Source organism: Sporosarcina sp. P19 (assembly GCF_002743165.1).
Taxonomy (GTDB): domain Bacteria; phylum Bacillota; class Bacilli; order Bacillales_A; family Planococcaceae; genus Sporosarcina; species Sporosarcina ureae.
Genome location: NZ_PDYR01000005.1, coordinates 89,463 through 114,305, shown reverse-complemented (window position 1 = coordinate 114,305; position 24,843 = coordinate 89,463). Strand labels below are relative to the sequence as shown.

At 35.5% G+C, this 24,843-nt stretch carries 17 protein-coding genes and 1 pseudogene; 12 read left to right on the top strand and 6 right to left on the bottom strand.

What is annotated here, in order from left to right:
• Window positions 1–26: 26 nt before the first annotated feature.
• The 9 genes from CSV74_RS07590 to CSV74_RS07550 all read left to right on the top strand — a co-directional run bounded on the left by CSV74_RS07590 (window position 27) and on the right by CSV74_RS07550 (window position 9,824).
• A complete protein-coding gene (locus CSV74_RS07590; RefSeq protein ID WP_158231771.1) occupies window positions 27–926 on the top strand; it encodes a glycosyltransferase in 900 nt (299 codons plus the stop codon).
• Window positions 927–1,125: 199 nt separating this feature from the next.
• Window positions 1,126–2,541, top strand: a complete 1,416-nt coding sequence (locus CSV74_RS07585) for an MATE family efflux transporter (protein WP_099691226.1) — start codon at window positions 1,126–1,128, stop codon at window positions 2,539–2,541.
• A gap of 267 nt (window positions 2,542–2,808) precedes the next feature.
• Window positions 2,809–4,038, top strand: coding sequence for an O-antigen ligase family protein (locus tag CSV74_RS07580; RefSeq protein ID WP_099691225.1), 1,230 nt, complete (start codon window positions 2,809–2,811; stop codon window positions 4,036–4,038).
• 145 nt (window positions 4,039–4,183) lie between these two features.
• Window positions 4,184–5,062: a glucose-1-phosphate thymidylyltransferase RfbA gene (rfbA, locus tag CSV74_RS07575; RefSeq protein ID WP_099691224.1), complete on the top strand. Its 879-nt coding sequence runs from the start codon at window positions 4,184–4,186 to the stop codon at window positions 5,060–5,062.
• 24 nt (window positions 5,063–5,086) lie between these two features.
• Window positions 5,087–5,647: a dTDP-4-dehydrorhamnose 3,5-epimerase gene (gene rfbC / locus CSV74_RS07570; RefSeq protein ID WP_099691223.1), complete on the top strand. Its 561-nt coding sequence runs from the start codon at window positions 5,087–5,089 to the stop codon at window positions 5,645–5,647.
• 4 nt (window positions 5,648–5,651) lie between these two features.
• Window positions 5,652–6,506: a dTDP-4-dehydrorhamnose reductase gene (rfbD, locus tag CSV74_RS07565; protein WP_099691222.1), complete on the top strand. Its 855-nt coding sequence runs from the start codon at window positions 5,652–5,654 to the stop codon at window positions 6,504–6,506.
• Entirely contained in the window at window positions 6,506–7,525 is a 1,020-nt protein-coding gene (gene rfbB, locus CSV74_RS07560; RefSeq protein ID WP_099691221.1) for a dTDP-glucose 4,6-dehydratase, read from the top strand. The genes rfbD and rfbB overlap by 1 nt, the downstream gene beginning before the upstream one ends.
• Window positions 7,526–7,602: 77 nt before the next feature.
• The gene (locus tag CSV74_RS07555) at window positions 7,603–8,628 is read left to right on the top strand and encodes a GDP-mannose 4,6-dehydratase (protein WP_099691220.1); all 1,026 of its coding nucleotides are present in this window, start codon (window positions 7,603–7,605) and stop codon (window positions 8,626–8,628) included.
• 29 nt (window positions 8,629–8,657) lie between these two features.
• Window positions 8,658–9,824, top strand: a complete 1,167-nt coding sequence (locus CSV74_RS07550; RefSeq protein WP_099691219.1) for a nucleotide sugar dehydrogenase — start codon at window positions 8,658–8,660, stop codon at window positions 9,822–9,824.
• Between the two features lie 636 nt (window positions 9,825–10,460).
• On the opposite strand, the gene CSV74_RS07545 is transcribed toward CSV74_RS07550, so the two are convergent.
• The 4 genes and pseudogenes from CSV74_RS07545 to CSV74_RS07530 all read right to left on the bottom strand — a co-directional run bounded on the left by CSV74_RS07545 (window position 10,461) and on the right by CSV74_RS07530 (window position 12,974).
• Window positions 10,461–10,925, bottom strand: coding sequence for a DUF7686 domain-containing protein (locus tag CSV74_RS07545; protein WP_483315649.1), 465 nt, complete (start codon window positions 10,923–10,925; stop codon window positions 10,461–10,463).
• A pseudogene (locus CSV74_RS17150) lies at window positions 10,905–10,958 on the bottom strand (DUF7685 domain-containing protein); the annotation flags it as partial. The gene CSV74_RS07545 and the pseudogene CSV74_RS17150, both read right to left, overlap by 21 nt.
• 249 nt (window positions 10,959–11,207) lie before the next feature.
• Window positions 11,208–12,032 carry a conserved phage C-terminal domain-containing protein gene (locus CSV74_RS07540; protein ID WP_099691217.1) on the bottom strand — a complete coding sequence of 275 codons (825 nt, stop codon included), beginning with the start codon at window positions 12,030–12,032 and terminating at the stop codon, window positions 11,208–11,210.
• Window positions 12,033–12,608: 576 nt separating this feature from the next.
• A complete protein-coding gene (locus tag CSV74_RS07530; protein WP_099691215.1) occupies window positions 12,609–12,974 on the bottom strand; it encodes a hypothetical protein in 366 nt (121 codons plus the stop codon).
• A gap of 417 nt (window positions 12,975–13,391) precedes the next feature.
• Here CSV74_RS07530 and CSV74_RS07525 point away from each other — a divergent pair, with 417 nt between their 5' ends.
• The 3 genes from CSV74_RS07525 (at window position 13,392) to CSV74_RS07515 (ending at window position 20,461) form a co-directional block, all read left to right on the top strand.
• On the top strand, window positions 13,392–15,743 hold the full coding sequence (locus tag CSV74_RS07525; RefSeq protein WP_099691214.1) for an Ig-like domain-containing domain: 2,352 nt from the start codon (window positions 13,392–13,394) through the stop codon (window positions 15,741–15,743).
• 225 nt (window positions 15,744–15,968) lie between these two features.
• Window positions 15,969–18,029, top strand: coding sequence for a hypothetical protein (locus tag CSV74_RS07520; protein ID WP_099691213.1), 2,061 nt, complete (start codon window positions 15,969–15,971; stop codon window positions 18,027–18,029).
• A gap of 23 nt (window positions 18,030–18,052) precedes the next feature.
• A complete protein-coding gene (locus CSV74_RS07515) occupies window positions 18,053–20,461 on the top strand; it encodes an RCC1 domain-containing protein (RefSeq protein WP_099691212.1) in 2,409 nt (802 codons plus the stop codon).
• 51 nt (window positions 20,462–20,512) lie between these two features.
• Here the strand turns inward: CSV74_RS07515 and CSV74_RS07510 are convergent, their stop codons facing one another.
• Entirely contained in the window at window positions 20,513–24,235 is a 3,723-nt protein-coding gene (locus tag CSV74_RS07510; protein ID WP_099691211.1) for an immunoglobulin-like domain-containing protein, read from the bottom strand.
• Window positions 24,225–24,833, bottom strand: a complete 609-nt coding sequence (locus tag CSV74_RS07505; RefSeq protein ID WP_099691210.1) for an Ig-like domain-containing domain — start codon at window positions 24,831–24,833, stop codon at window positions 24,225–24,227. The genes CSV74_RS07510 and CSV74_RS07505 overlap by 11 nt, the downstream gene beginning before the upstream one ends.
• Window positions 24,834–24,843 lie beyond the last annotated feature (10 nt).

Here is a 24,843-nt window from a genome sequence, read left to right as displayed (position 1 = left end):
ATTTATTATAAAATATGAGGTGGAAAATGTTAACAACTGGAATAGTTATTTTGAATTATAATGACAGTGAAACTGTTATAAGCTTACTTAGAAAGATTACATTATTTACGTCAATTAACCACATTGTAGTAGTTGATAATTGCTCAACAGATAACTCCTTCGAAAAATTAAAGGGATTCGAGAGTAATAAATGTAATATCCTGAAAACGAAGTTTAATGGAGGGTATGCATATGGCAATAACTTTGGAGCGAAATACTTGATTAATAGATATAAACCAGAACTGATTTTGATTGCAAATCCTGATATAGATATTGAAGAGAATTTTATAATTGGGATACTAGAGACATTTAAACACAATCAACAGTATGCCTTACTCTCTGGTGTTGTACTTGATAAGAACGGAAATGTTACGAATTCATATATAAATACCCCTTCATATATGAGTGATTTAGGATCCTGTACTATATTTTATAGGATATTAAATAGATTTAGATCCAGCAATAAAGTTAATTATGATATGGAAATTTTGAAAGTGGATATACCGATAGGATCATTTTTTGCTATCAGAACATCGGTCTTAAAGGAAATAAACTTTATGGATGAGGGAACTTTTCTTTTTTATGAGGAGAATATTTTAGCCACAAAGCTAAAATCTCATGGTTATTACGCAGGAATTATCACTGGTTTATCCTATATTCATATGCATTCTACAACAATAAGAAAAACATTGAAAACCTTACAAACACATAAGATTCACTTGAATTCAAAATACTACTTTCAGACAAATTATAGAGATATAAATAAATTTCAGAAAATATTACTTAAATCAGCAATGCGATATTCTATGTTGGAAACTATGGTTTTAACCCCTTTCAAGAACTTCATTAAAATTTGGATCATAAGCAAATATAAAAGACTATATTAATTATAAGTTTAGTATTTGCTTTAACTTATTTTACTTATATCAATAATAATTGATATATATTCAATTTCAATAATATCGTTTACAACTTTTATTATTAATGTCAGAAATGATTTTTCAATCTATTTGTAAGAGTTCTTATTAATAGTTAAGAGCTTCTAAAGGAAGTAAAGAATATGCAGTTAATATTGAGGTTATTGTTTTGAGTAGAAAAGCTATTGAGTTCATTAAAAACTATTTCTATACACTGACATCAAATCTTGTATCTTTACTAATATCAACATTGGTAATATTAGTACTACCAAAGTTAATAGGTGTTGAAGAGTATGGTTATTACCAATTATATTTATTTTACTCCTCTTATGTGGGTTTTATGCATTTTGGATGGAACGATGGGATATATTTAAGATACGGAGGAAAAGAATATAAGAATTTGGATAAAGGTTTATTTTTTTCTCAATTTTATAGTTTTGTATTTATACAAACTGGAATAGCTGTAATAATAATAGGTACAGCTATATTATTTCTAGATAGTGAGGAAAAGACTTTTATAATTCAAATGACGGCTATATGCTTATTTTTAGTAAATACAAAAAATATGTTAGGATTTATTTTACAGAGTACAAATAGAATTAAAGAATATTCCCAAATAATACTTTATGACAGAATTTTATATTGTTGTTTAATTATTGTTTTCTTGATATTTGGTATTAGGAATGTTGAGCTCTTAATAATATCCGATTTAATAGGGAAATTATTATCTTTATCTGTGGCAGTATATTATTGCAAAGATATTGTATTTCGTAAAATTTCTTCTTTTTATTTTAGTTTTAGAGAATCATTAATAAATATTAGGGTTGGAATAAAGTTAATGCTTTCAAATATTGCGAGCATGTTAATTATTGGAACAGTTAGATTTGGTATAGAACGTTCATGGGGCGTTGCGGTTTTTGGAAAGGTATCTCTTACTTTAAGCATAAGTAGTTTATTGATGGTATTTATCAATGCTCTAGGGATTATAATGTTTCCTATTCTAAGAAGAACTAAGGAAGGAAATCTAGAAGGTATTTATATAATTATGAGGAATTTTTTAATGGTATTATTATTGGGTTCTCTAATAATTTATTATCCTTTAAAGATAATTCTGGTGGCCTGGTTACCTGAATATAATGATAGCTTAATTTATATGATACTACTTTTTCCGTTGTGTGTTTATGAAGGTAAAATGGCATTACTAATTAATACGTATTATAAAACATTAAGAAAAGAAAAAATGCTATTAGGAATTAATGTAATCTCTTTAATTATAAGTATTACTACAACCGTTTTTATTGCATTGGTATTAAAAGATCTAAATGTGGCTGTTTTTTCTATTTTTATTCTTATAGCAATTCGATGTATTATAGCAGAAATAATTCTTTCGAAATCCTTAAAAATCTTTTTGTATAAAGATATTCTGTATGAATTACTGGTTACATTAATTTTCATACTTGCGGGATGGTATTTCAGTTTTTGGTATTCGCTATCAATATATCTATTCTTTTATATATGGTATTTGGTAATTAAGAAAAATGATATTTTAAACACAATCAAAAATATACGAGAACTTTTAAAGTAATTGAAATACCTGATATTTAGATTGAAAACAAATTTTAAGATCCATTATTAAAAGTAACTTTTAAAATTTCAGTGTGATACTGTCATCCAAAATCAAAGGCTCTGATTTTCATAATTGGATTTGTATTATAACTGTAATATTTTTGATTAACAAAGATTATTTATAGTAAAAGATTTTTTATTTAATGTTGCATTGTCATGGGATTTTTATGAAAGTAAAAAATAAAGCCATCCTATTGGTGGTGTGACTTCTGGTGGTGTATGGATAATGGATTTCAGCCAAAAAGGTCTAAACAGTATATTTTTAATTCTAATTATATTGATTTTATTAACCTTATTTTTACCTCCAATAACTCTGCCAGTAGCGGGTTCATCCCTCACTGTTTATATCGGAGAGATCTTCTTGCTTTTAACAATAGTGTTATGGATTATTTCTCTTATGTGCAAAAGAACCATAACTTTTAATAATATAGGAAAGTATAGTATTTTTTTTATATTTGCAGGTTTCTTTTCATTAATCAATATTGTTGATTTAGGAAGATACTCTATCGGGTTATTAGGATATTTTGAAGCCATGTTTCTAATATTAATGTTTTCAGATATAAAGTTAAAAACATCTGCTAAACTCATAAAATATTATATTTATTCGGGGTGTATTTTAGCTAGTTTTATTATATATGAGACCATTTTTAAGAATAATGGTGAGTTTTTAATAGGCAATAAAATTGTTTTAAGTATCGGTGCAAGTAATTATTTAGCTTCAATTTTACTTTTGCCGTTTTTTGTGAGTCTAACCAAATTATTAAAAGGTAAGCATTCATTTATCAATTTAGTATGTTTAACATTAATATCTATCGGTATTATTTTTACTGCTTCACGAAGTGCAATAATAATAATAATAATATTCACTTTACTTTACGTACAGATTGACTTACTTAGCAACAAAAAAAGTCTAATAAGAAAGATAAGTTCTTTATTGTTAATTCTACTTGGGGCGGGAGTAGTATATATAGAAGGAAAATCATTTCTATTCCAAATGATAAATACTGGAAGGTTTGAAAACCTCTCAGAACAGAGCAACTTTTTAACTAGACTAGAAATCTTTAGAGAATACTATTTGGCATTTTTAAAAAGTCCTATTGTAGGTAACGGATATTTTAATATAAAAGCAAACTTTTTAGGAGAATATACCTTAGCTCATAATTTCATCTTACAATTACTCGGGGACAATGGTATAATCGGGTTTTCAATTTTTATAATTCTGTTATTTTATATATATAGATTTTTAAAATCAAGTTATAAAACAGTTGTAGATAATAATATGAGACTGTTTATACTTGGATTCAAACGTAGCTTTCTAGTCATTTTATTGCATGGAATGGTAGAACCTAATATTGGAAGCAGGTTATTCATGATATATTTATTTATTGGGGTTGGGATCATAATTACATCTGTTTCTTATGAAAAGAGGTATAAATCTATTTCTAGTAACAATTGAAATGGAAACAATAAAGTTATAAAGAAAACATAATAAAGTGTGAAAACTAAAGCACTCTAAATGGAGTTAATTGTTAAATTCGAATTGAGTATAGATAAACTAGTTCGTATTAATTTTATACGGAAATTGAAAGGAGCATTTAAGCATGAAAGGAATTATACTAGCAGGTGGTAGTGGTACCCGTCTTTATCCTTTAACAATGGTTACTAGTAAGCAATTATTACCCGTGTATGATAAACCAATGATTTATTACCCACTATCAACATTAATGTTAGCCGGAATTAATGAAATACTAATAATATCTACTCCAGAAGACACGGAACGTTTTGAAATCTTGTTAGGAGATGGTTCACAATTTGGTATCTCAATACAGTATAAAATTCAACCGTCCCCTGATGGGTTAGCACAGGCTTTTTTGATTGGCGAGGAGTTTATTGGTGATAATCCTGTTGCTATGATATTAGGTGATAACATCTATTATGGAAGTGGTATGAGAAAAATACTTCAACGTGCAGCAAATAAAAGAAATGGTGCTACTGTATTTGGTTATCATGTACAGGATCCTCACCGCTTTGGAATTGTGGAGTTTAATGAAGATGGAAAAGTAATTAGTGTTGAGGAAAAGCCTAAAGTACCTAAATCTAATTATGCTATTACGGGGTTATATTTTTATGATAATTGTGTAATTGATATTGCTAAAAAAATTCAACCGTCTGTGCGTGGTGAACTAGAAATCACCTCAATAAATGATGCATACCTAAAAATGGGGGGATTGGAAGTGGAATTACTAGGCAGAGGATTCACTTGGTTGGATACTGGAACTCATCAAAGTTTGGTGGATGCTACAAATTTTGTTAAGACTGTTGAAGAACATCAAGGAATAAAGATTGCTGCTCCTGAAGAAGTAGCTTTTATAAACGGCTGGATTTCTAAGCAAAAGTTACGGGAATCTGGAGAAAAACTTAGTAAAACTGGATACGGGCAGTATTTATTGAAGGTTGCTAATGGAGAAATAAAATACTAAAGATTGAGAGATGTGATATAGAAAATGAAATTTACTAAAACCAATTTAGACGGGATAACTATTATAGAACCTAAAATATTTGGAGATCATCGCGGCTGGTTTATGGAAACATACAACGAATCAAATTTCTTTGAAGCAAGTATAAATGTAAAATTTATTCAGGATAATCATTCATTCTCGGCAGTAAAAGGTACTCTTAGGGGATTACATTATCAATTAAATTCGAAGGCACAGACAAAGTTAGTGAGGTGTATTAAGGGCGCAATTTATGATGTTGCAGTAGATATACGTAAAGGAAGTTCAACATTTGGAAAATGGTTTGGAATTGAATTATCTGCAGAAAACAAAAAACAATTATTAATTCCAAAAGGCTTTGCCCATGGTTTTCTTACCCTAACAGATGATGTTGAGGTTCAGTATAAAGTGGATGAACTTTATGCACCTGAGTGTGATAGAGGAATTATTTGGGATGACCCTGAAATAGGTATAGAGTGGCCAATTGAAATTGTGCCCGTCTTATCAGATAAAGATAAAAAAGCACCATTATTAAAGGATGCTGAAAACAACTTTAGTTATGGGGAGTAATCAAATGAAAATCGTAGTTACTGGTTATACAGGTCAATTGGGTTTCGATGTTGTTAGGCAAGGATTGAAGCTTGGTCTTGACATGGTAGGCATAGGCTCTGGAGAGTTAGATATCCAAAATGAGGCTGAGGTTTCTTACTTTATTAATAATATAAAACCTGATGCAATTATTCATTGTGCCGCGTATACTGCTGTAGATAAGGCTGAGGATGATAAAGAGCAGTGCTGGAATGTGAATGTTGCAGGAACGAAGAATATAGCTGAGGCAGCCCGAAGCATAAATGCGAAACTGCTGTATATAAGTACAGATTACGTTCTTGATGGGCAGGGAAATTCAGAATTTAAAGAAGTAGATGTACCTAACCCGGTTGGATACTACGGACTAACTAAATATGAAGGTGAAAAAATAGTCAAGAATATAGTAGATGAATGGTTTGTCGTTCGTATTTCATGGGTTTTTGGAGTGAATGGAAATAATTTTGTGAAGACCATGCTGAAATTAGCTGAAACACGAAACGAATTAAATGTTGTTGGAGATCAAGTTGGTTCTCCCACATATACATCTGATTTGGCGACATTATTAATAGATATGATTCAAAGTGATAAATATGGAGTTTATCATGCTTCAAATGAAGGCTTTTGCACCTGGGCGGAGTTTGCACAAGAAGTATTCAGACAAGCTAATAAAGAGGTCAAAGTTAATTCTATTACTACTGAAGAATATCCAACTCGTGCTGTTCGTCCTAAAAACTCCCGTATGTCTAAACAAAAACTCCTAGACAGTGGTTTTGAGCCATTACCGAAATGGCAAGATGCTGTTACGCGATACATACATGAAATATCAGAGGAGGTAAAGTAATGCTGAAAAAGAAAGTGTTAGTAACGGGTGGTGCCGGTTTCATAGGTGGAAACTTTGTACAATACATGGTTGATAAATATCCACATTATGATATTTTCAATTTAGATTTATTAACCTACGCTGGTGATTTAATGAAACATCGTGATCTAGAGCAGAAGGAAAATTATCATTTTGTAAAGGCAGACATTGCAGATAGAGAAGTTATACTTTCTTTATTTGAAAAAGTACAATTTGATTATGTTGTTCATTTTGCTGCTGAGAGTCATGTGGATCGCTCTATTACTGACCCGGGGATTTTTGTTCAGACGAATGTAGTGGGGACACAAGTATTGCTTGAAGCCTCCAAACAAATTGGAATTTCAAAATTTGTCCATGTTTCAACGGATGAAGTATATGGAGAACTTGATTTTGATCCAACGACATTCTTTACTGAAGACACTCCAATACAGCCTAATAGCCCTTACAGTGCAAGTAAAGCAGCATCTGACCTACTTGTACGTTCTTATCATGAAACATATGGTTTACCAATTAATATTACTCGTTGTTCGAATAATTATGGTCCATATCACTTTCCAGAAAAATTAATCCCTTTAACGATTTCACGTGTTTTAAATGACCAAAAAGTACCCGTTTATGGAGACGGAAAAAATATACGTGACTGGTTACATGTTTTAGATCACTGTATTGCAATTGATTTAGTGTTACACGAAGGTGTAACTGGAGAAGTATACAATATAGGTGGACATAATGAGAAGACTAATTTAGAAGTTGTAAAAACTATTATTAGTACATTGGGTAAATCTGAAGATTTAATTGAATTTGTTAAAGATCGTTTAGGCCATGATAAACGTTATGCCATTGATCCAACGAAACTTGAAAAGCTAGGTTGGGAACCAACATATACATTTGAAACAGGTATTGCTCAAACAATTCAATGGTATCTTGATAACAAGGAATGGTGGGAGCAAATTATTAATGGCGAGTACCAGAATTATTTTGAAAAGCAGTACAGTAAATAAAGTTTATTGTATTTATTCTAATTATATTTCTGTGGAATATAAATTGAAATTAGATAGAATTAAGGAGTCGAGGAATCTTGAATTTCAAAGAAATAGATCCTAGCAAAGTATACCTTATCACTGGGGCAGCGGGCTTCATTGGATACTATTTATCAAAAAAGTTCCTAGAACAAGGATGCCGAGTTATTGGTATCGATAACATAAATGATTACTATGATGTAAATCTTAAAAATGCCCGTTTGGAGAATCTGAAACCTTACGAAGATTTCACTTTTATAAAAGCGGATATATCGGACAAATTCACCATTACAAATATATTTGAGAAATACAAGCCGAATATTGTAGTAAATCTTGCTGCTCAAGCTGGTGTACGTTATTCAATCGAGAATCCCGATGTATATATACAAAGCAATATCATTGGATTCTATAATATCTTAGAGTCTTGCAGACATTATCCAGTGGACCATTTAATTTACGCATCATCAAGTTCTGTCTATGGAACTAATAAAAAGGTTCCGTTTGAAGAAACAGATTTTGTGGACAACCCAGTATCGCTTTATGCAGCCACAAAAAAATCAAACGAATTAATGGCACATTCTTATAGCCACCTTTATAGTATTCCTGCAACAGGGCTTCGGTTCTTTACTGTATACGGCCCTATGGGTAGACCAGATATGGCTTATTATGGTTTTGCCGATAAATATTTTGCAGGTGAACCAATTAAGATATTTAACAATGGAGATTTCCAAAATGACCTTTACCGGGACTTTACATATATTGATGACATTATTGAGGGTATTGAACGTCTCATGAGTAATCCACCTGTTGATGGTCATCTACATAAAGTGTTTAATATTGGGAACAACAGTCCAGAGAAGTTAATGACATTTATCGAAACATTAGAATGCGCTTTAAGCAAGGCTACTGAAAGAAAAGTCGAGTTTAATAAAGTATTCGAACCAATTAAGCCTGGTGATGTTCCGGCAACTTACGCTTCGACTGACTTATTGCAGAAGGCCGTTGGATTTAAACCAGAAACCTCAATTGAGGATGGGCTACAAAAATTTGCCGATTGGTATGTTGGTTACTATAAAGTGAAATAAACAGTTTAGAACAGGGATGTGTCTAAGGAATGAAAATCACAATTGCAGGAACTGGATATGTGGGATTATCAAATGCAATATTGTTATCTCAACACAATGAAGTCATTGCCTATGATATTATCCAAGAAAAAGTAGATATGATTAATAATAAAAAGTCTCCTATACAGGATAATGAGATTGAAGAGTTCTTGGAAACAAAGGATTTAAACTTAACAGCAACAACAGATGCTAATAGTGCATTTAAAGATGCAGAATATATTATCATTTCAACACCGACAAACTATGATCCTGATAAAAACTATTTTGATACTAAGACAGTTGAAACTGTCATTGCGAATGTAGTTGCGATTAATCCAGAGGCTATAATGGTTATTAAGTCAACAGTACCGGTCGGGTTTACAGAAGCAATAAGAAAAAAAATTGAAACACAAAATATTATCTTCTCACCTGAGTTCCTAAGAGAAGGTCGAGCTTTATATGACAATTTATATCCTTCTAGAATTATCGTCGGTGAACAGTCAGAGCGGGCGAAGAAATTTGCAGACTTATTGGCACAAGGAGCAATTAAACAAGATGTTCCGGTTTTATTTACAAATTCAACTGAAGCAGAAGCGACTAAGTTATTTTCGAATACATATTTAGCGATGAGAGTTGCATTCTTTAATGAGCTAGATTCATATGCCGAGGTAAGAGGATTAAATGCACAACAGATTATTGATGGCATGGGACTTGATCCGAGAATCGGAAGCCACTATAATAACCCATCATTTGGGTATGGAGGATACTGTCTACCTAAAGATACTAAACAGCTACTTGCCGACTATGAAGAAGTTCCTAATAATATAATTTCGGCAATAGTTGATGCGAATCAGACAAGAAAAGATCATATTGCTGATATGATTATAAAACGAAACCCTTCAGTAGTCGGTATATATAGATTAACGATGAAAACAGATTCTGATAACTTTAGACAATCTGCTATTCAAGGCGTTATGAAGCGGCTAGAAGAAAGAGGTGTTGAAGTTATCGTATATGAGCCAGCACTTCAAGAGGAAATATTCTTTAACTCCAAGGTGGTTAATGACTTTGAAGAGTTTAAGCGTATTTCGGATGTGATTGTTGCAAATCGCTTGTCTGATGATTTACGTGATGTTAAGAATAAGGTATACACTAGGGATTTATTTAGCAGGGATTGAAAACCTAACCTATTCAATACGCAACTCGGGAATTATTCATACAATCCTACTGAGAGTCTTCTAATCATAAAAATAATTGAGGGCTTTCTTTTTGGTTTCAAAACTTGTTCACTTGAAAAGATACCTGGTTATTATACAACATCATCAAATCGTTGATGAATTTTAACCGCCGTGTGTTGCAAAGAATATGAACATGTGAATATCGGTGTTGAAATTTTCATTAATAACGATTTAATAAGCGCTTACCTGTGCACGGGATAATCCAGAAGCTGTTCCGATAACAATATGATGTACAATATGAAGAAGTTTCTGGATGTGAAATCGGTCAGAAAACTCTTTTTTGATTGTAACTGTTTAGTGCAAAGTGAAGGTACACAGTATTGCAACCCAATCCGGCTTTGCAACTTTACTTGGAACGGGAGACATGATGGGCTTCGCAGCCAAAGCCAGCCTTTGATACAGCTGGCTTCCTGGCTTGATACATATGCCCGCAGAGGCTCTCTGTCAAGTTTCAATACTATGTAGTTGCAATAGCAATCTTCTGTATAACGTATTTGCAAAATACAGCAGCCTATCCGTCCAGCTCGTTACACACGGTTCCAAACACAATAAGTCACTAAATAAACGTTCTGATGTTCACTCTAGCTCATCGGCCAAATCCTTCATGACCATCTTCACTTGAAATCCTTCGAAAGCCTGCAAAATACGGCCCACTTCATCCCATGTATATGGCTTTCCGTCGATGATGACGAGCGGTGTTTCGCTGTTGGCTAAATCGTAGGCAAGTACGCTTTTCAAGTGGTTTTGTCTTACATAAGTATAGGATTCACCTGTTGGAAATTTACCTGTTTCCAGATACGTCTCCGACAGGCCGCGTGTTATTTTTTCTATCAGTTGTTCAAACAGTTTATGTTGATCGTCATTCGGTTTCCCATCCACTGCAAACTCGTATCTTTGCTCCCATTGTTCATGGGCAGTTAGTAAAATTACCGTTCCCATGATCTGCCGCTCCACTTCGAAAATGCGTTTTACTCCATTCGCGTCATCTACGACAAATGTTTTGGGTAGTTGCGGAAGTTCTATTCCCAACTTCGTCGCCATCATGGAATTATAGCAATCCATACAGAGTGACTGATGGCTGAATCATATGCGCACTGTGCTAGTACTACATATTTCACACTTCATCCGACTCCCTACATTTATATCTTTGTCGTATCATATCATACATAGTATCGAGAGGACTTAAAAGCTTATAGCTGTGCTCTGTTAAATTCAGAAGCTATTGTGATAACTTCACATTAAACAATTGTACGTGATTCCTGAATCATCTCGATTTGAAAACCATCAGGTGCTATCTGCCAGCGCTCGTTCACTATTTATTGCTTACTCATCCCCTCTGTTGAAATCGAGCACGGGTGCAACGAGTAGGCGTCTTTTCGGTGTCTTTGGCGTGACTAGTTCATTGACATAGTTTTCAAAATTCGTTGCGTTAAACAACGTAGAGGGTCGCAGGAATGCGCTGAATTCATGAAGGTTCAACCACTGCTTTGTTTTTAGATCGATGACACGGATGAAGTCTTCTTGTGTGTAGCCTTCTTTGATTCGACCGTTTATAAATTTTCGGGTAACCGGGGATTGAGGCTTGAACTGTTTACCGGTTTTGTCATTCAAGTACTGTATCACAGAATGTGCGACGTCGAGATGGTTCTCGACAATGGGTTTATTCTTTATATTCTTAAGTTCTTTGGTTATTGGCCGTCCCATAGTGGAATACGCCACCGTCCCAGTGTGAGTTGGCATAGCCTCCAATTGTGGGTTGGTAGGTGTCTCATGTTGGGTGGGGGCCGCGTTCCAATTTGGGTCAGCCGGTATCTCACTTGGTTTATAAACTGATGGCAGCTGTTCATAATCGATTAGATACCATTTCGTGTTATCGATTTTCATCTTGTTGTGCTTCGAAGTGGTGATCAGATATCCCTTTTGTTCCAAGTCGTACGTAATCCGTTTGATCGTGTTCAGTGACCAAAACGGAAATTCTTCGATCCAGTCGTCGTATGTATTGAACACCCATTTGTGACCGTCCCGTATGTTTTTTGGTATGTTCAAGCGGTAGTGAAGTTGCTGCAGGAATAGCGCGGCGTTTAACCCAACTTTCATTGCGAGTGAAGGTAATAGTGGAATTGGCTCTTCATTAATTAATAATTTCATATCGTTGTCCCCCTAGAGATCAGTGTAGTAGGAGTACTCAATTTGTACTTCTCATACTTCATATAGAGAGTTTTCTTGAAAAGGATACAGGTTTTTTGAATAGAGGTAAGAGTTCATACATTCACTTCCAACTAAGTGTTGCGAGGGCCAGGTTCCCACACAATTATTCTTTTCCTTTCGAAGGGGGTACCAGTACCCATGAAATTATAAGAAGCACAAATAGTAATAGAAGTCTTGGTTTCTATTACTGTTAATATCGCGTCATCTGGTCGGTGGATCTCCTGCCCGTATTCAATGGCTAATTCTGTCCACAACACTAAATGTGTGGGAATAACCCTCGAAATATACTCACTGCTTAGGAAGATACATAGCATATGATGCGCTGTATAGGTCGGACAATCACAATTACAACAGCTTTCATTAGAGGCTTTTTTTAGATAACTTACACTCATACCCATAGAAAAAACACCTCTACATTGATTTCATAAGGTTCAATACCTCATTTTCAATAAAAGGTGTTTTTGTTTGTTTAGTTTCTTAATATATCGCAAGGATCATGCGTTGATTGTGTATGTATTAATCAATACTTACAACTTCAAAGCTTTCATTCACAGTACCGTTTGCAATATCAGAGAAATCAACGTTATGATCTTTTTCAAATGTTGCTAACGGTGTTACACTCTGTGCAATTGCAGCATTTGACATAATCAATGCTGTGATTGGGTAGACACTTGTACCGAGAACAATAAATGATTCAGATTTAAAGATATCAATCTTTTTAGCTTTTGCAAATCCTTTGAAATCTTTTGTGGAGTAATATGCTTCTTCTCCAGATGTAATTGTATAAATTCCTTTTTCTGCAACTCCAGCCGCGTCAGCAGTAAGCGTAGTGCCTCCTACAACTAGGATTGCCAGTAAAAAAGTAAGTAATACTTTTTTCAATTCAGTTTCCTCCTTTATCAGTTATTTCTATTAATCATAGAACAAATCTACTAATTTTACAATAGTGGATATAGGATTGATAGACTTTGCGAAATGTGCGAGTTCCACATGCAATTAGAGTTCCTAGTTTGAGAAATCAGTCTAGGAACTCTTTTGTGGTTTTATTAGATAGCAAGTTAGTAGTACGGATTTTTTAAAAAGAGGGTAACTTATTCTCAATAATTAAATCGATAAACGAAATTCAATTCAACGGAACAGAATGGGTAGGTGCGGTTTATTTCTATCCTAATTCACGAGAATAAATATGCAGATTATTGCAAGAAAAACATCTATCCAAACAATTGTTTAGTGCTATAATAATAGAGCAGGTTGGGTATTTGGGTTTACATAACTAATCTATAGGGGGTCATTATAATTATGAATAAGTTTAAGGGAAGAGATACATCGGTTATAGTTTTATTTTTATTATTATTTACTTTCGTTTCAGTAGTTCCAGTTTCTGTTCAAGCGGACAGCTCCATGGATTTTATATGGGAGGAATCTAAAGGTGTTCCGGCCGCCAAAACGTGGACCGTTACATTTAACAAACCGATTGACAAGAAAAGCGTAAATAAAGGATCTGTGTACGTCAGAGATTCTCAAGGTGGAGAAGTAACCATTACCCCATCAGTTTCCTCTTCAGGTGATAAAATTATCATTTCGCCTCCCGATGGCGGATACAAACCTGAAGCTTCTTACACACTTTATTTAACAACCGACATAAAGGAATTGGGTGGAACTAAATTAAAACGAAATGTGATTAAGCACTTCACCATTAAGAAATCGACAGATCCTGGACAAGTTACACAAAAAGCTTATAAAAGCAGCTTTGAAATTACGAATGATGGGAAGTATAACGTCAATTATTCACTATCTAAAAAGGGAGATACCATTACCTACTCGTCAGATTCAACGATCGTTCATAATCAACTAAATACAGATTATGTTTATATTCCGGTTGGGACAAGTGCCGTTGTTTCATTTGACGTTAATATTAAATCCCCTATCCTTTCACCAGGCGAAGAACTATCAATAAAACCAACAGATGAACCTGCCTATTGGAGAGTTTCGCAAAGTGGGAAAAGTGTAACTGAATGGCAAACGACAGCACCGAAATATTATGAATTAAAAATAGTAGGACGAGATTATTACTTAGGGTACTCTACTAAAAAGGGAATAGTGGACTACTATAATAGAATCGATAGTGAGGATTTTAGATTTGGTTTAGAAAAAGAAACGAAAGCACATCTTCAAACTCTAGCCGACAATGAAATTACAATTATAGCTCCTTATCGTATAAGCAGCTATAAAGAAATGCCTGATCTATTTGTTTATGACTATGAAGTAAAACCAAATGAAACAATTAGTATTCAAGCCAATTCAATCAATACTGACGTCACAGTCGAAGCGAATAGTCAGTATGATTATGTAAGTTATGATAGATGGAATTCAGCCAAAATTTCCTCAACTCAACCTACTTCTAATGTTAAACGAATTGGAATCGAGGAAGGCCAGGAAATTGTAATGACTAACAAGGGTACACAGAGCTTTGTCATATATGGAAGAGCCGATACTTTCAAGGTTTCTAAACAAATTGAGACTGCTTTAAGTACTAAAGAACTTCTACCAAAGGAAAGTCTTGAATTTTCGAACACCTCAATTTACGAAACATCAATTCAAATAGATGGATCTGGTGAAGCAGAGTATGCTTCATATACTGAAGACGGATCCTCTAGTGGCTATAAGCATATTACTACTTCAACTAATTTAAATGGGATGACCTATTTAACAGCTAAAGGAAAAACGGTTGTAACCAATACTGGTAAATCACCATTGCAACTTACTTATCCAACACGGCATCTTCAAATTGAAAGCTCTATTATTCCGGCTTTGCATAAAGTAACTCTACCTTCCAAATCAACAATGATTTGGAAAAGCATGCATCCGGCCCACAACCAAATCACTCTTTCAGGATCCGGGAATTTTGACTTTGTTGAATATAGTCATGACGGTCAGCTTCGAGATTTTGATCAGGTAGCTATAACAGATAAAAAACCCTACACACGCAATCTAGGTGGATATTCTGCATTTGTTATTACGAATCCAGGGATAGAGCCATTGACTCTGATTGCTCCTTCTAAACTTTACTCTTACGAAAAAGCAGATAAAGAAGCGTTAACGAAAATGATACTCGACCCAACAACTTCTGCGTTTTCGAAAAATAGTGGTAATTCTCATTCGAGTTTAAAAGTAATTTCCGAAGACATATACGACTTCGTTGAATTTTATTCACAAGATAGAATTGGGAAATTCGGAAGACAACCACATCTTACCTCTTCAATAATAAAAAACGAAATTTTTCTCAATAAGGATTTGCTTATAACAAACAGTGGTAAAAAGCCGCTAATCTTATATAGTCCGGCATACATCTCCATATTCGAAGCTACATCGGAATCTGCGCTAGTTGAAAAGACAATTAAATCTAGCGAAAAGGCTATGTGGACAAGCAATCATAATTCATCAATTGAGATTATATTGTCTGGCTCTGGAGCTTACCGATATATTTCTAGGTATGAAGATGGCACAGTCCACTCGGAAGGTAGCCGTACACTTAATAGTGCTTGGACAAATAGCGTCGTTATACCTTGGCACGGAACATTAGAAATAACTAACGATGGAAAAAACACTATTTCAACCTATGGCCCCTCTAGATTTCTTCAAGTTAAATAATGAACAATGCAAAACAAGGATTCTTCTTTTCGAAGAGTCCTTGTTTTCGCTATAATGAATTTCCTGGCGCTGGCTACTGGAATCCTATTGAATTACTTTATCACTTAATTTTCAATTGAATTAACCGATAAAAGGTAAAGGAGTATTCATAGCAAATGTGCTTGAGAAGCATGCCAATACATACGAAACGTAAAACGACTATGAATGAAAATAGGAGGGGTTCGCTTGAAGAGAAAAAGTAAGACTGGAAAAATATCAATACTACTGTCTATGTTGTGTTTAGTAGTGTTGGTTTCAGTCAGTAGTGTAAATGCAGCAATTAGTTCAACGTTGTCTACAGAGAAAAAGCCTTATCAATATGACTTTTTCTCGGATGTAACGTTAAAATATAATGGGTTTAGCGGCGCGAAAAAGCTAGCGATCACTTTTGATAAATTGATTAAATCTGATGCAGGTGCTTATGATGGAAAAGTGACTGTTTATCAAAAACAAGGAAATGCTTGGGTTGCACTGCCGTTAGTTGAGAGTATTACCCCTAGCAACAAAAATTTCATTGTTACATTCAAGAATTTAGAGTTCATTGACGCATCTAAAGGACTGGATTTAGAGTTGAGAGTAGAAAAAGAGACATTTTATTTTGATCAGACATCAGATTATGTATTCCCATTCAAAATCTATGATGTATTACCGAGTTTTCATTCTGTTTTTGCTACTTCTAGTAATATGAAGTTAATTAATGAAAACATTTTTAACACAAATGCCCCGCGTGATGTAAAGCTATATTTACCGAAATTGTATGTAAATAAGATTGAGACAATTCATCGTGCGGATGGAATGGTGCAAAATCTTAAAAGTTCTCATTTAACGAATATCGATATTCTAACAGATGAGGAAGCGACTCGTCTGAAAGTAGATTTCAATGGAGATGCGCAACATAATCGTGATTTGGATAGAAGAACGGATCTCAAAGGTTTCTCAATGGGACAGGCTGGAATTGATGCAACAGTCTGCGATAAGCAAACTGGGGCAGATGGCCAAGTAGAAGATCATTGTGATCGTGTCGTTGATGATTTTACATTAACCGCATTTGATTTACATGGGCGTCGGTTGGCTGAGCGTACTTTCAAAGTAAAGATCAACCCGTCCAAGAGTGATACACCGTCTAAGAATGATATATTGAAAAATGATTATATAAAGACACCAGATAAAGCTTTTGGTCAGGTGAAAAGTTTATATGACCTGACTGCAGACCCTAAATTATCAAAAACAGTCTTTGAGCAGCTCCCAGTACGTGAATACGATCGTATTGGTGTTATGTATTCTCTAGGCCGCTCAATCCAGGTGAAGAATGAAGAACAGCTACGAATGGCAATTGCACATTCGGACTTCACCACAATTACTTTAGGAGATCATCCCATTGTGTTAAGCAGTCCGTTACGCATCGGAAAGAATATTTCACTTTTTAATGGAAAAATTAAAGGAGATATTATACTAGGTGACGGTTCTCGAAATTATATGTTTCGTTTAAAGAACGTAGATATTGAAGGGGAGCTTGAGATACATGCTGGAGTCGAAGGAACAGTCATACTGGATAGCTCTTCTGCTAAGTCTACAGTTATTAGAAGTGGTGGTATTCATTCAATCCATTTGAATGATTATACATCTGTTCAGGGTATTACAATGAGAAACACGTCTCCTGTAAGACTGGTTACTACTTATACCGATCGTACTAAATACGGTAAACTCATTAAAATGACGATTGATACGGAGCAGGAAATCGTGTTGGAAGGCTCTTTAGAAGAATTGAAATTGAATGTAACGGATGGGTTGAATAGAAAAATCACTGTAAAAGATGGTATTGATCAAATTTCTCGGCATGCGGACTCGTCAGGTCACTTGATGATTACACGCGGTACTAGGGTGGCATTGCCTACTCCGTTACCTCTGGAATGGACTACTAGTGATATAACTTCTGAAGACAGTGGATATACGGAAGTTGTAAGAAACGCAGGGCTTATGGAAAGCACTATGACAGTTTGGAATAATGGCCAAGCTCTAGATATAAAGAAGTTTGGATTTCCAGAAGGATTACGCTTTAACGTAGAGTCAGATGATGAATCAATATTTGGAGGAAGTACAAAAATAGAATTTGAAGATGAAAAACTGCGTATTATTGGTGAAACATTATCTGAGGAAGATGTTATAACGCGTGAAGTACGATTATCAGCAATACAAGGTTCTAGTAAATACATGATTAAAATTCAAGTAACCATCTTACAGAATTAGTTTGAGAAAGTAGAGGGAATAATATGAGCAGAATGAAACTAATTGTACCCGTCTTTTCCATTGTCATGTTCATCCTGTACATAACGGGCGCTTCAGAAGCACAAGCCTATGGTGCGTTCAATCATGAACAAGTTACGGATGCAGGAGAAGAACATTTCATGGTTTTGAAGGAGGATGGTTCGGTCTGGGCTTGGGGGAATAACTCCTTTGGACAAGTGGGTATAGGTGGTACAGATACCCCTTCCGCTGTGAAAAAAGCGGACGGTAACCGGCTGCTCAATATACGTGCGATAGCGGCTGGTGGAAAGCATTCCGTTGCATTAGATGAGTCAGGACATGTTTGGACGTGGGGAAATAATGAATACGGTCAGTTGGGACACCCGGCGACTCTAGTTGGTCCTTATCCCTTGAAGGTTACCAAAGCAGATGGTAAGAATTTGGATCATATTGTGGCCATTGCAGCAGGCACACATCATACGCTAGCAGTTGATAAGAATGGACATGTGTGGGCGTGGGGACAGAATTACTATGGACAGCTTGGTAATCCAATCGGTTCAGAAACATTTTTGAAACATGAAGTGCCCGTAGAAATACGTGGAGTGGACGATGTAATTGCCGTTGCTGGAGGAAAAGAACATTCCGTCGCCTTAAAGCGTGATGGTACCGTATCAGCATGGGGACGCAACACATTTGGACAACTGGGTATTGGTGAAACTGCTGATGTCAATAGTTCACCCCAGACGATTCCTGGACTTTCCAATATCATGGAAATTTCTGCAGGAGATTATCACACATTGGCTTTAAAACAAGATCGTACAGGTGTCTGGGCATGGGGAATAAATGATCTGGGTCAATTGGGGAATGGTGGACGAGAAATGAGGTTATCACCTATTCAAGTTGAGGGAATGAATCATGTTTCTTCCATTTCTGCCGGTGCTAATCATTCTGCTGTGATACGAGAAGACGGGTCTGTGTGGATTTGGGGAAGGCACACGTCCGGTGTTCAAACAGTGAGAACCACTCCTATTTTGGTAAAAGGGATGAAAGACGCTATCAGTATTGGCAGTGGAGGAAATTCTACTGACAGTTATACATTGGCGGTCAATGTAGATGGTTCGGTCTGGCGTTGGGATAAAAAGTCTTCTGATAGCACAACAAAATTACCTGTATTCGAGAAGGTTTCTGGAATAGAACATGTGATGAAACTGGATGAATATCCATTCGTTCAAGGCAATCAGGTGCTGTTTAGATATGATGGATTTGCATCTGAAGTACAACTCACGGGATCTTTTAACAATAATATAGATCTTCCATTAAGACAAGTATCGACCAATAGATGGGAACTGCAAGTGGAATTACCCCCTGGTGAATTTCATTATGGCTTCAGGGTGAACAATGAATGGACAGTGGATCCATTGAATCGCGAAAAAACTATTGATTCATTTGGTCGAGTATTTAGTGTCCTGCGTGTCGCACCGTATGCATCGGAAACGCCTTTGATTGATAATAAAGATGTAACATTCACTTACAGTAGTTATGATTCGATCGGGAAGTTAGAATTAGGAGCTAAAACGAAGAGTGTGGCGGTGACTGGTAACTTTGGTACTAACGATTATTGGACAGAGATACCGATGGTTAAACAACGGAATAACGTATGGGTATTGACAAAGACGCTGGAACCGGGAGATTATAATTATTCGTTTATAGTGAGAGATGACAACAGTGGTGTGCGGACAGAAAAGCGTAATGATCCATTGAATCCCAATCTGCAAACAGATGTTTTACAAGGCGTGACAAGAAATACTTTCACTATTGCGGAAAAGGTACTGACGAAAATACCTATCACGGATATTACGTTGAATAAAGGGCCGGACTTGGAGATGATGGTGGGCGAACAAGTTCAACTAATGCCTCGCATTACACCGTCAAATGCAACAAATCAAAATGTGATCTGGACATCGAGTAAACCTTCTATAGTAAGTGTTGTGGGTGGTAAACTAACTGCCCACAGTCAAGGAACTGCTACTATTATTGTGAATACAGTAGACGGCAGCGGTAAATTAGCGGTACTTACAGTGGAAGTCAAAAGACAAGGTCCTGCCATATCCTATCCGCGTGTCGGCTATGATACACGTGATGCAAAATTTGATGTAGAACCGACTAAGCCTTGGTTTATCAAATTTGGTAAAGAGTTCGACATGACTTCTGTTCATAGTGATAATGTATATGTACTGAATGAATTAGGAGTAAAGATGCCAATAGGCTTTCAATCATCTCGAGACGGATTGACACTTGAAATTCGTTTGCTAAGTGGAACAGTTTACGAACGAGGCGCCATGTACTATTTATTTGTAGAGTCTACAATAAAAGAGAAATACGGAACTGCCACATTGAAAGAACCTGTGCAAATGCGTTTTCAAATCAAATTATAAAGTTTAGGACAAAAGGAGATTCCAACATATTTGTTGGAATCTCCTTTTTGCTTATTTTACGTAAAATGATTTTTTTACAGGCTGTGTTAAGAAACTGTTTTGAGTAGTATGTCCTTTTGTTTCCTTATCAACCCATAACTTATAGGCTTTGTTACGTGCGTAAGGTGTAACCGGCGCAACTTTTACTGTTTTACCATCTGGACTGACTGTGATGTGGGTGGGAACAATTGCGCCAGTAGCATTCTCGGTCACACGTATTGTTCCATTTATTAAAGAATCTTGATGGACTTGTGCATTAAACGTTACCGCCCATACTTTATGTGGATCGACTTCAATTAATGAACTGTTCCATTCTGTTACAGGTTTAGCAGGTAGATCCTCTATGGAACTGATAATTTTATTCGAAATATTCACAGCGTAAAGCGAATTGTTTTTAGCCTTTATAGTTTCATTACTTGCATAGAGGTTCCAAGTAGGATGGGTGTTCAATAGTAACTCTTTGTCTTCATATCCATTTAAAGAAGGATCGTTGGAACTTTTAATGTAATGTATAGACGTATCATCTGTCTTATATCGTATCAAACCATTCGAAGTAATTTTGTAATTATTCTCGAATCCTTTAATTGTAGGTTTAACATTAGCATCAACGAGTGCATAGATGCCAGGTTCAGTAGCAAGACCTATCACTCTACCTTCCATAGCGCGACTAGGTACTGTGAATGCATAAAGTACTCCGTTTATTCGACTAAGTCTAACTAGCACTTTAGATTCTGATGCGTTTTGTTCAATTTCAATAGGTTGTACAAAGCGCTTTGTATAATCAGTTGTTAATTCCACTATATTGGAGATGTTGATCAGCCATGGCTGGTCGGTAGGTTGTAGTATATCGCCTCTAGACAATTTTCGTATGGCTAGATTGCTGTCTGTATTCACTTGTGCTGTCAAAGCAGACATATGAATCATCAGGTCGTCAGTTAGGTAGCTGATCCCCTGACTGTTAGCAAGTAGTTTCTCCTGAGCAGATAGTTCAAGTGGTAGTAAACTGCTGTCTGTTTTAAGTGTGATGTTTTTATTGAATGATTGTTTCCAAAAGGCTGAGGAAACATTTGCTGTCTTAATAGTGACTGTATATTCCGTACTGTAACCATCAGCTAGAGAATTCTCGTCGGTTATTTTGTATATTATTGTATGAAGATCTCCGCTGAAATCTACTTCGCTACTATTACTTTGTTGAACTACGCCATCTACTTCAACTTTAGGGTTTTTCTCTCCATCGGATGCCACAGTAAATATAGGAATGAGTTTGGAAAGATCGGTATTATAGGGAACAGTGAGTTGAATTGTTTTTCTTATATGATTAATAACCGGCTTTGCGTCAATTCCTCTGATTGTAAAGGAAGACATATAAAATGGATTCATTGTTGCATCTGGATGGTTGTACAAATCAACAGGCTCTGAATGTGTGCTTTCCATTCCGTTTACAGTTTGTGTGACAGTGTATCCAAGACCGGCAGGCACTTTTTCGAATAACGCACTCTTATTAGTTATTGAAGATGTTTTCTCCAAAACTACGCCATTCATATCGTAAAGAGTAACCTCTCTATTCATTACTGATTGCGCCTGATCATTAAAGATATCATTTACTCTAATTGTATTAGGTTCATTACCGCGCTCAGGTGTAGGTGGTTTAGGCGTCACTGACAATACGCGTTTTCTTTCTGTTGCTTCTTTTCCACGAACGGCAGTGGCGTTGTACAATAATGTGTAGGTGCCTGGATATAAAATATCGAAGTTTGAATAGATGGGACTAGTAAGCGTAACTTCATTACCATCTTCTACGCTTGTGCGTTGGACTGTAATTTCACCATCTATATAATCTTTAGCTACTGCACCAGGCTCTTTAAATACCAGTTTATTTGTATCCCATTCAAAATATTGCTTTTGACCATCTGGTATTTTCTTATCAAAAACAATGGAGATCTTTTCAGGACCTTCCAAGGTAATGTGTGGTTTATCAGTGTCCACAATTTCTACCAGGTTAGAGGGTTTACTCTTATATCCTTTTACCTCTTGTATTACAAAGTAAAAACCTATCTCTTTTTCCGTGAAAACTGCTGTTGTTTCTGTCGAAGAAATAATTATTGGATTTGGTTTACCCGGTTCATTTGGAACTTTATTACTAACCTCTAAAAGTCTTTCTACCGCTATTTTACTTAGGTCCCCATCTACACTACGTGCATTACAATCCGTTGTGCATTTATAAAGAGTAACATTTGTTTCGAGATTGGAATTATTGGAGTAAATATTTTTTACACCCACTTCACCTAAACCTTTAATATTCGCTAGGCTACCAATAGCAATTACTGCAGCAGGACGGACTATGATCTCCCGTTTGATGGTTGACGAGATATTCCCTTCTTGATCTGTTGCAGTGTACTTAATAATGTAGTTTCCTGGAATACTCGTATTCACCTCATCAAGACCTTTTATATCGATCTGTATTTCATTAGGGCTTGTTATGTTATCAGATACTAACACTCCATAATCATCGTAAGGTTCGTCTAAAGGATGTTCTATTACTGGTGCTCCCTTTAATGTGATTTTAGGAGGCGTGTCATCTTTTATAGTGAATTTGTTGGATTCCTTACTTTCTTCTCCGTTGACTATTTGCGTCACATAATATCCCTCACCTACGGGAACATTTGTGAATTCTATTGGATCATGGAAAGGGAATTTAACATATTTAGTTCTCTTAAAATTCGCTTCCTTATTGTATAGCGTGATTTCAGTTAGTTCACTTTCGAACTTTTGCAAATTAGTAGGACTTACTGGTATTTTTCCGTATATACCTTTTCCATTCGCATTGGTATTACAATCATCACCACAACTTTTCAATGTTACGGTTTTCGGTAGAACTGTCACTTCTCTGTGAGCGGTTGCTGTTTTTCCATGATCGTTTGTAACAGAATAAGTAATAGTAAATTTGCCAGGTGTAGATGTGTCTAAATTTGTGGGAGTCTTAATCACTTTATCTGTTATATCTACGTCGGGAAAATCTAGTGCCTTATATCCGGGATCTCTAAACATATTCCCCGATACAGTTTCGCCGTTCTCAGGTATAGGTGCCAGTATAATCTCAGGTACACCACCATTTTTAATGGTGGTGCTTATATCAGACAAGCGAGGACCACTTATACCGTTTTCTTCTTGATAAATAATATATGTACCATCTCGTAGATTTTTAAACTCACATAATTCTGAGGGGTTTACGCTACATGTTTGTAGAAGCTTTGAACCTAGATACAAGTGTACTTTATTTTTCTCTTTAACATTTTTAACATGAATAATACCTTGATTATTTTGGGGCCCCGAATCATTGCCTACAATTTCTGCAGTAACCATTTCTGGCCGAATCGTGATTTCATTAGAATCTATACTTTGAACATTATTCACAGTGAATCTAGCTGTATATTTTCCAGCAGGTAAACCAGCCTGAGATTTATATTCAGTTGAATCCAATTTAGTAATGTACTCTTTCTTCGGAGTAACTGAATGATTCGTTAATGTAATTGTGGCATCGGTACTGCCATTGGTTGCTGAAATAGTACGCGGTTCCAGTGAGTTTTCGATCAATATCGGAGCAGCGGGTTTTGTAGAACTCCCATCCGCAGCTGTAACATGTATAGGAGAAGGGATCGCAGAGAACACGAGTAGGAAAATCAGTAACAGATTAGTTAGCCGTTTCTTTAATAGGTTGTTAGTCTCACAGTTCATACGCTAGGTCCTCCAATAGTGATTCGTTCGCATCGTATGCTCGTAAGTTTAAGATATCCCCGATATGTTGACTCAGTAAAACAAATGAATACTGATCAATTCCTGTACGATGCATAGTGTGTGTGATACCTGCTGCATCTGTTAGTTCTATATTCTTTACTTCTGGTTTTGTTTGTATAATCACATTCATTCCTAAAGACAGAGGTTTTGCAGTGATAGATTTAAATGCTGCACCTTCGTACTTGAATCTCAAAATCGTATCTTTAGATAAACGAATCTTTTTGTCTTTAGATTGTAATTTACTGAGGATTACTAGTGAATACTGTACATTCGGCTTATACAATTTAGTAGGTTTTACTTCAATAATTTTCCCGTCATCCGATATAGATAGCGAGGAAGGTAGTAGGAACTTATCATCGGACTGAATATAAACTGTATCTTTGTTCACTGTAAATGGGTCCGCTGGTTTATTAAATGTAACTGACCAAGGCTTGTCTGATAAATCCGTTGTACGATCACGTAAATCTACTGCGTTTGCTTGATGTGTAAATGAAAGTAAAAGTAAACACGTCAACCATGTCATTACTACTTTTCTCATAAATTGAACT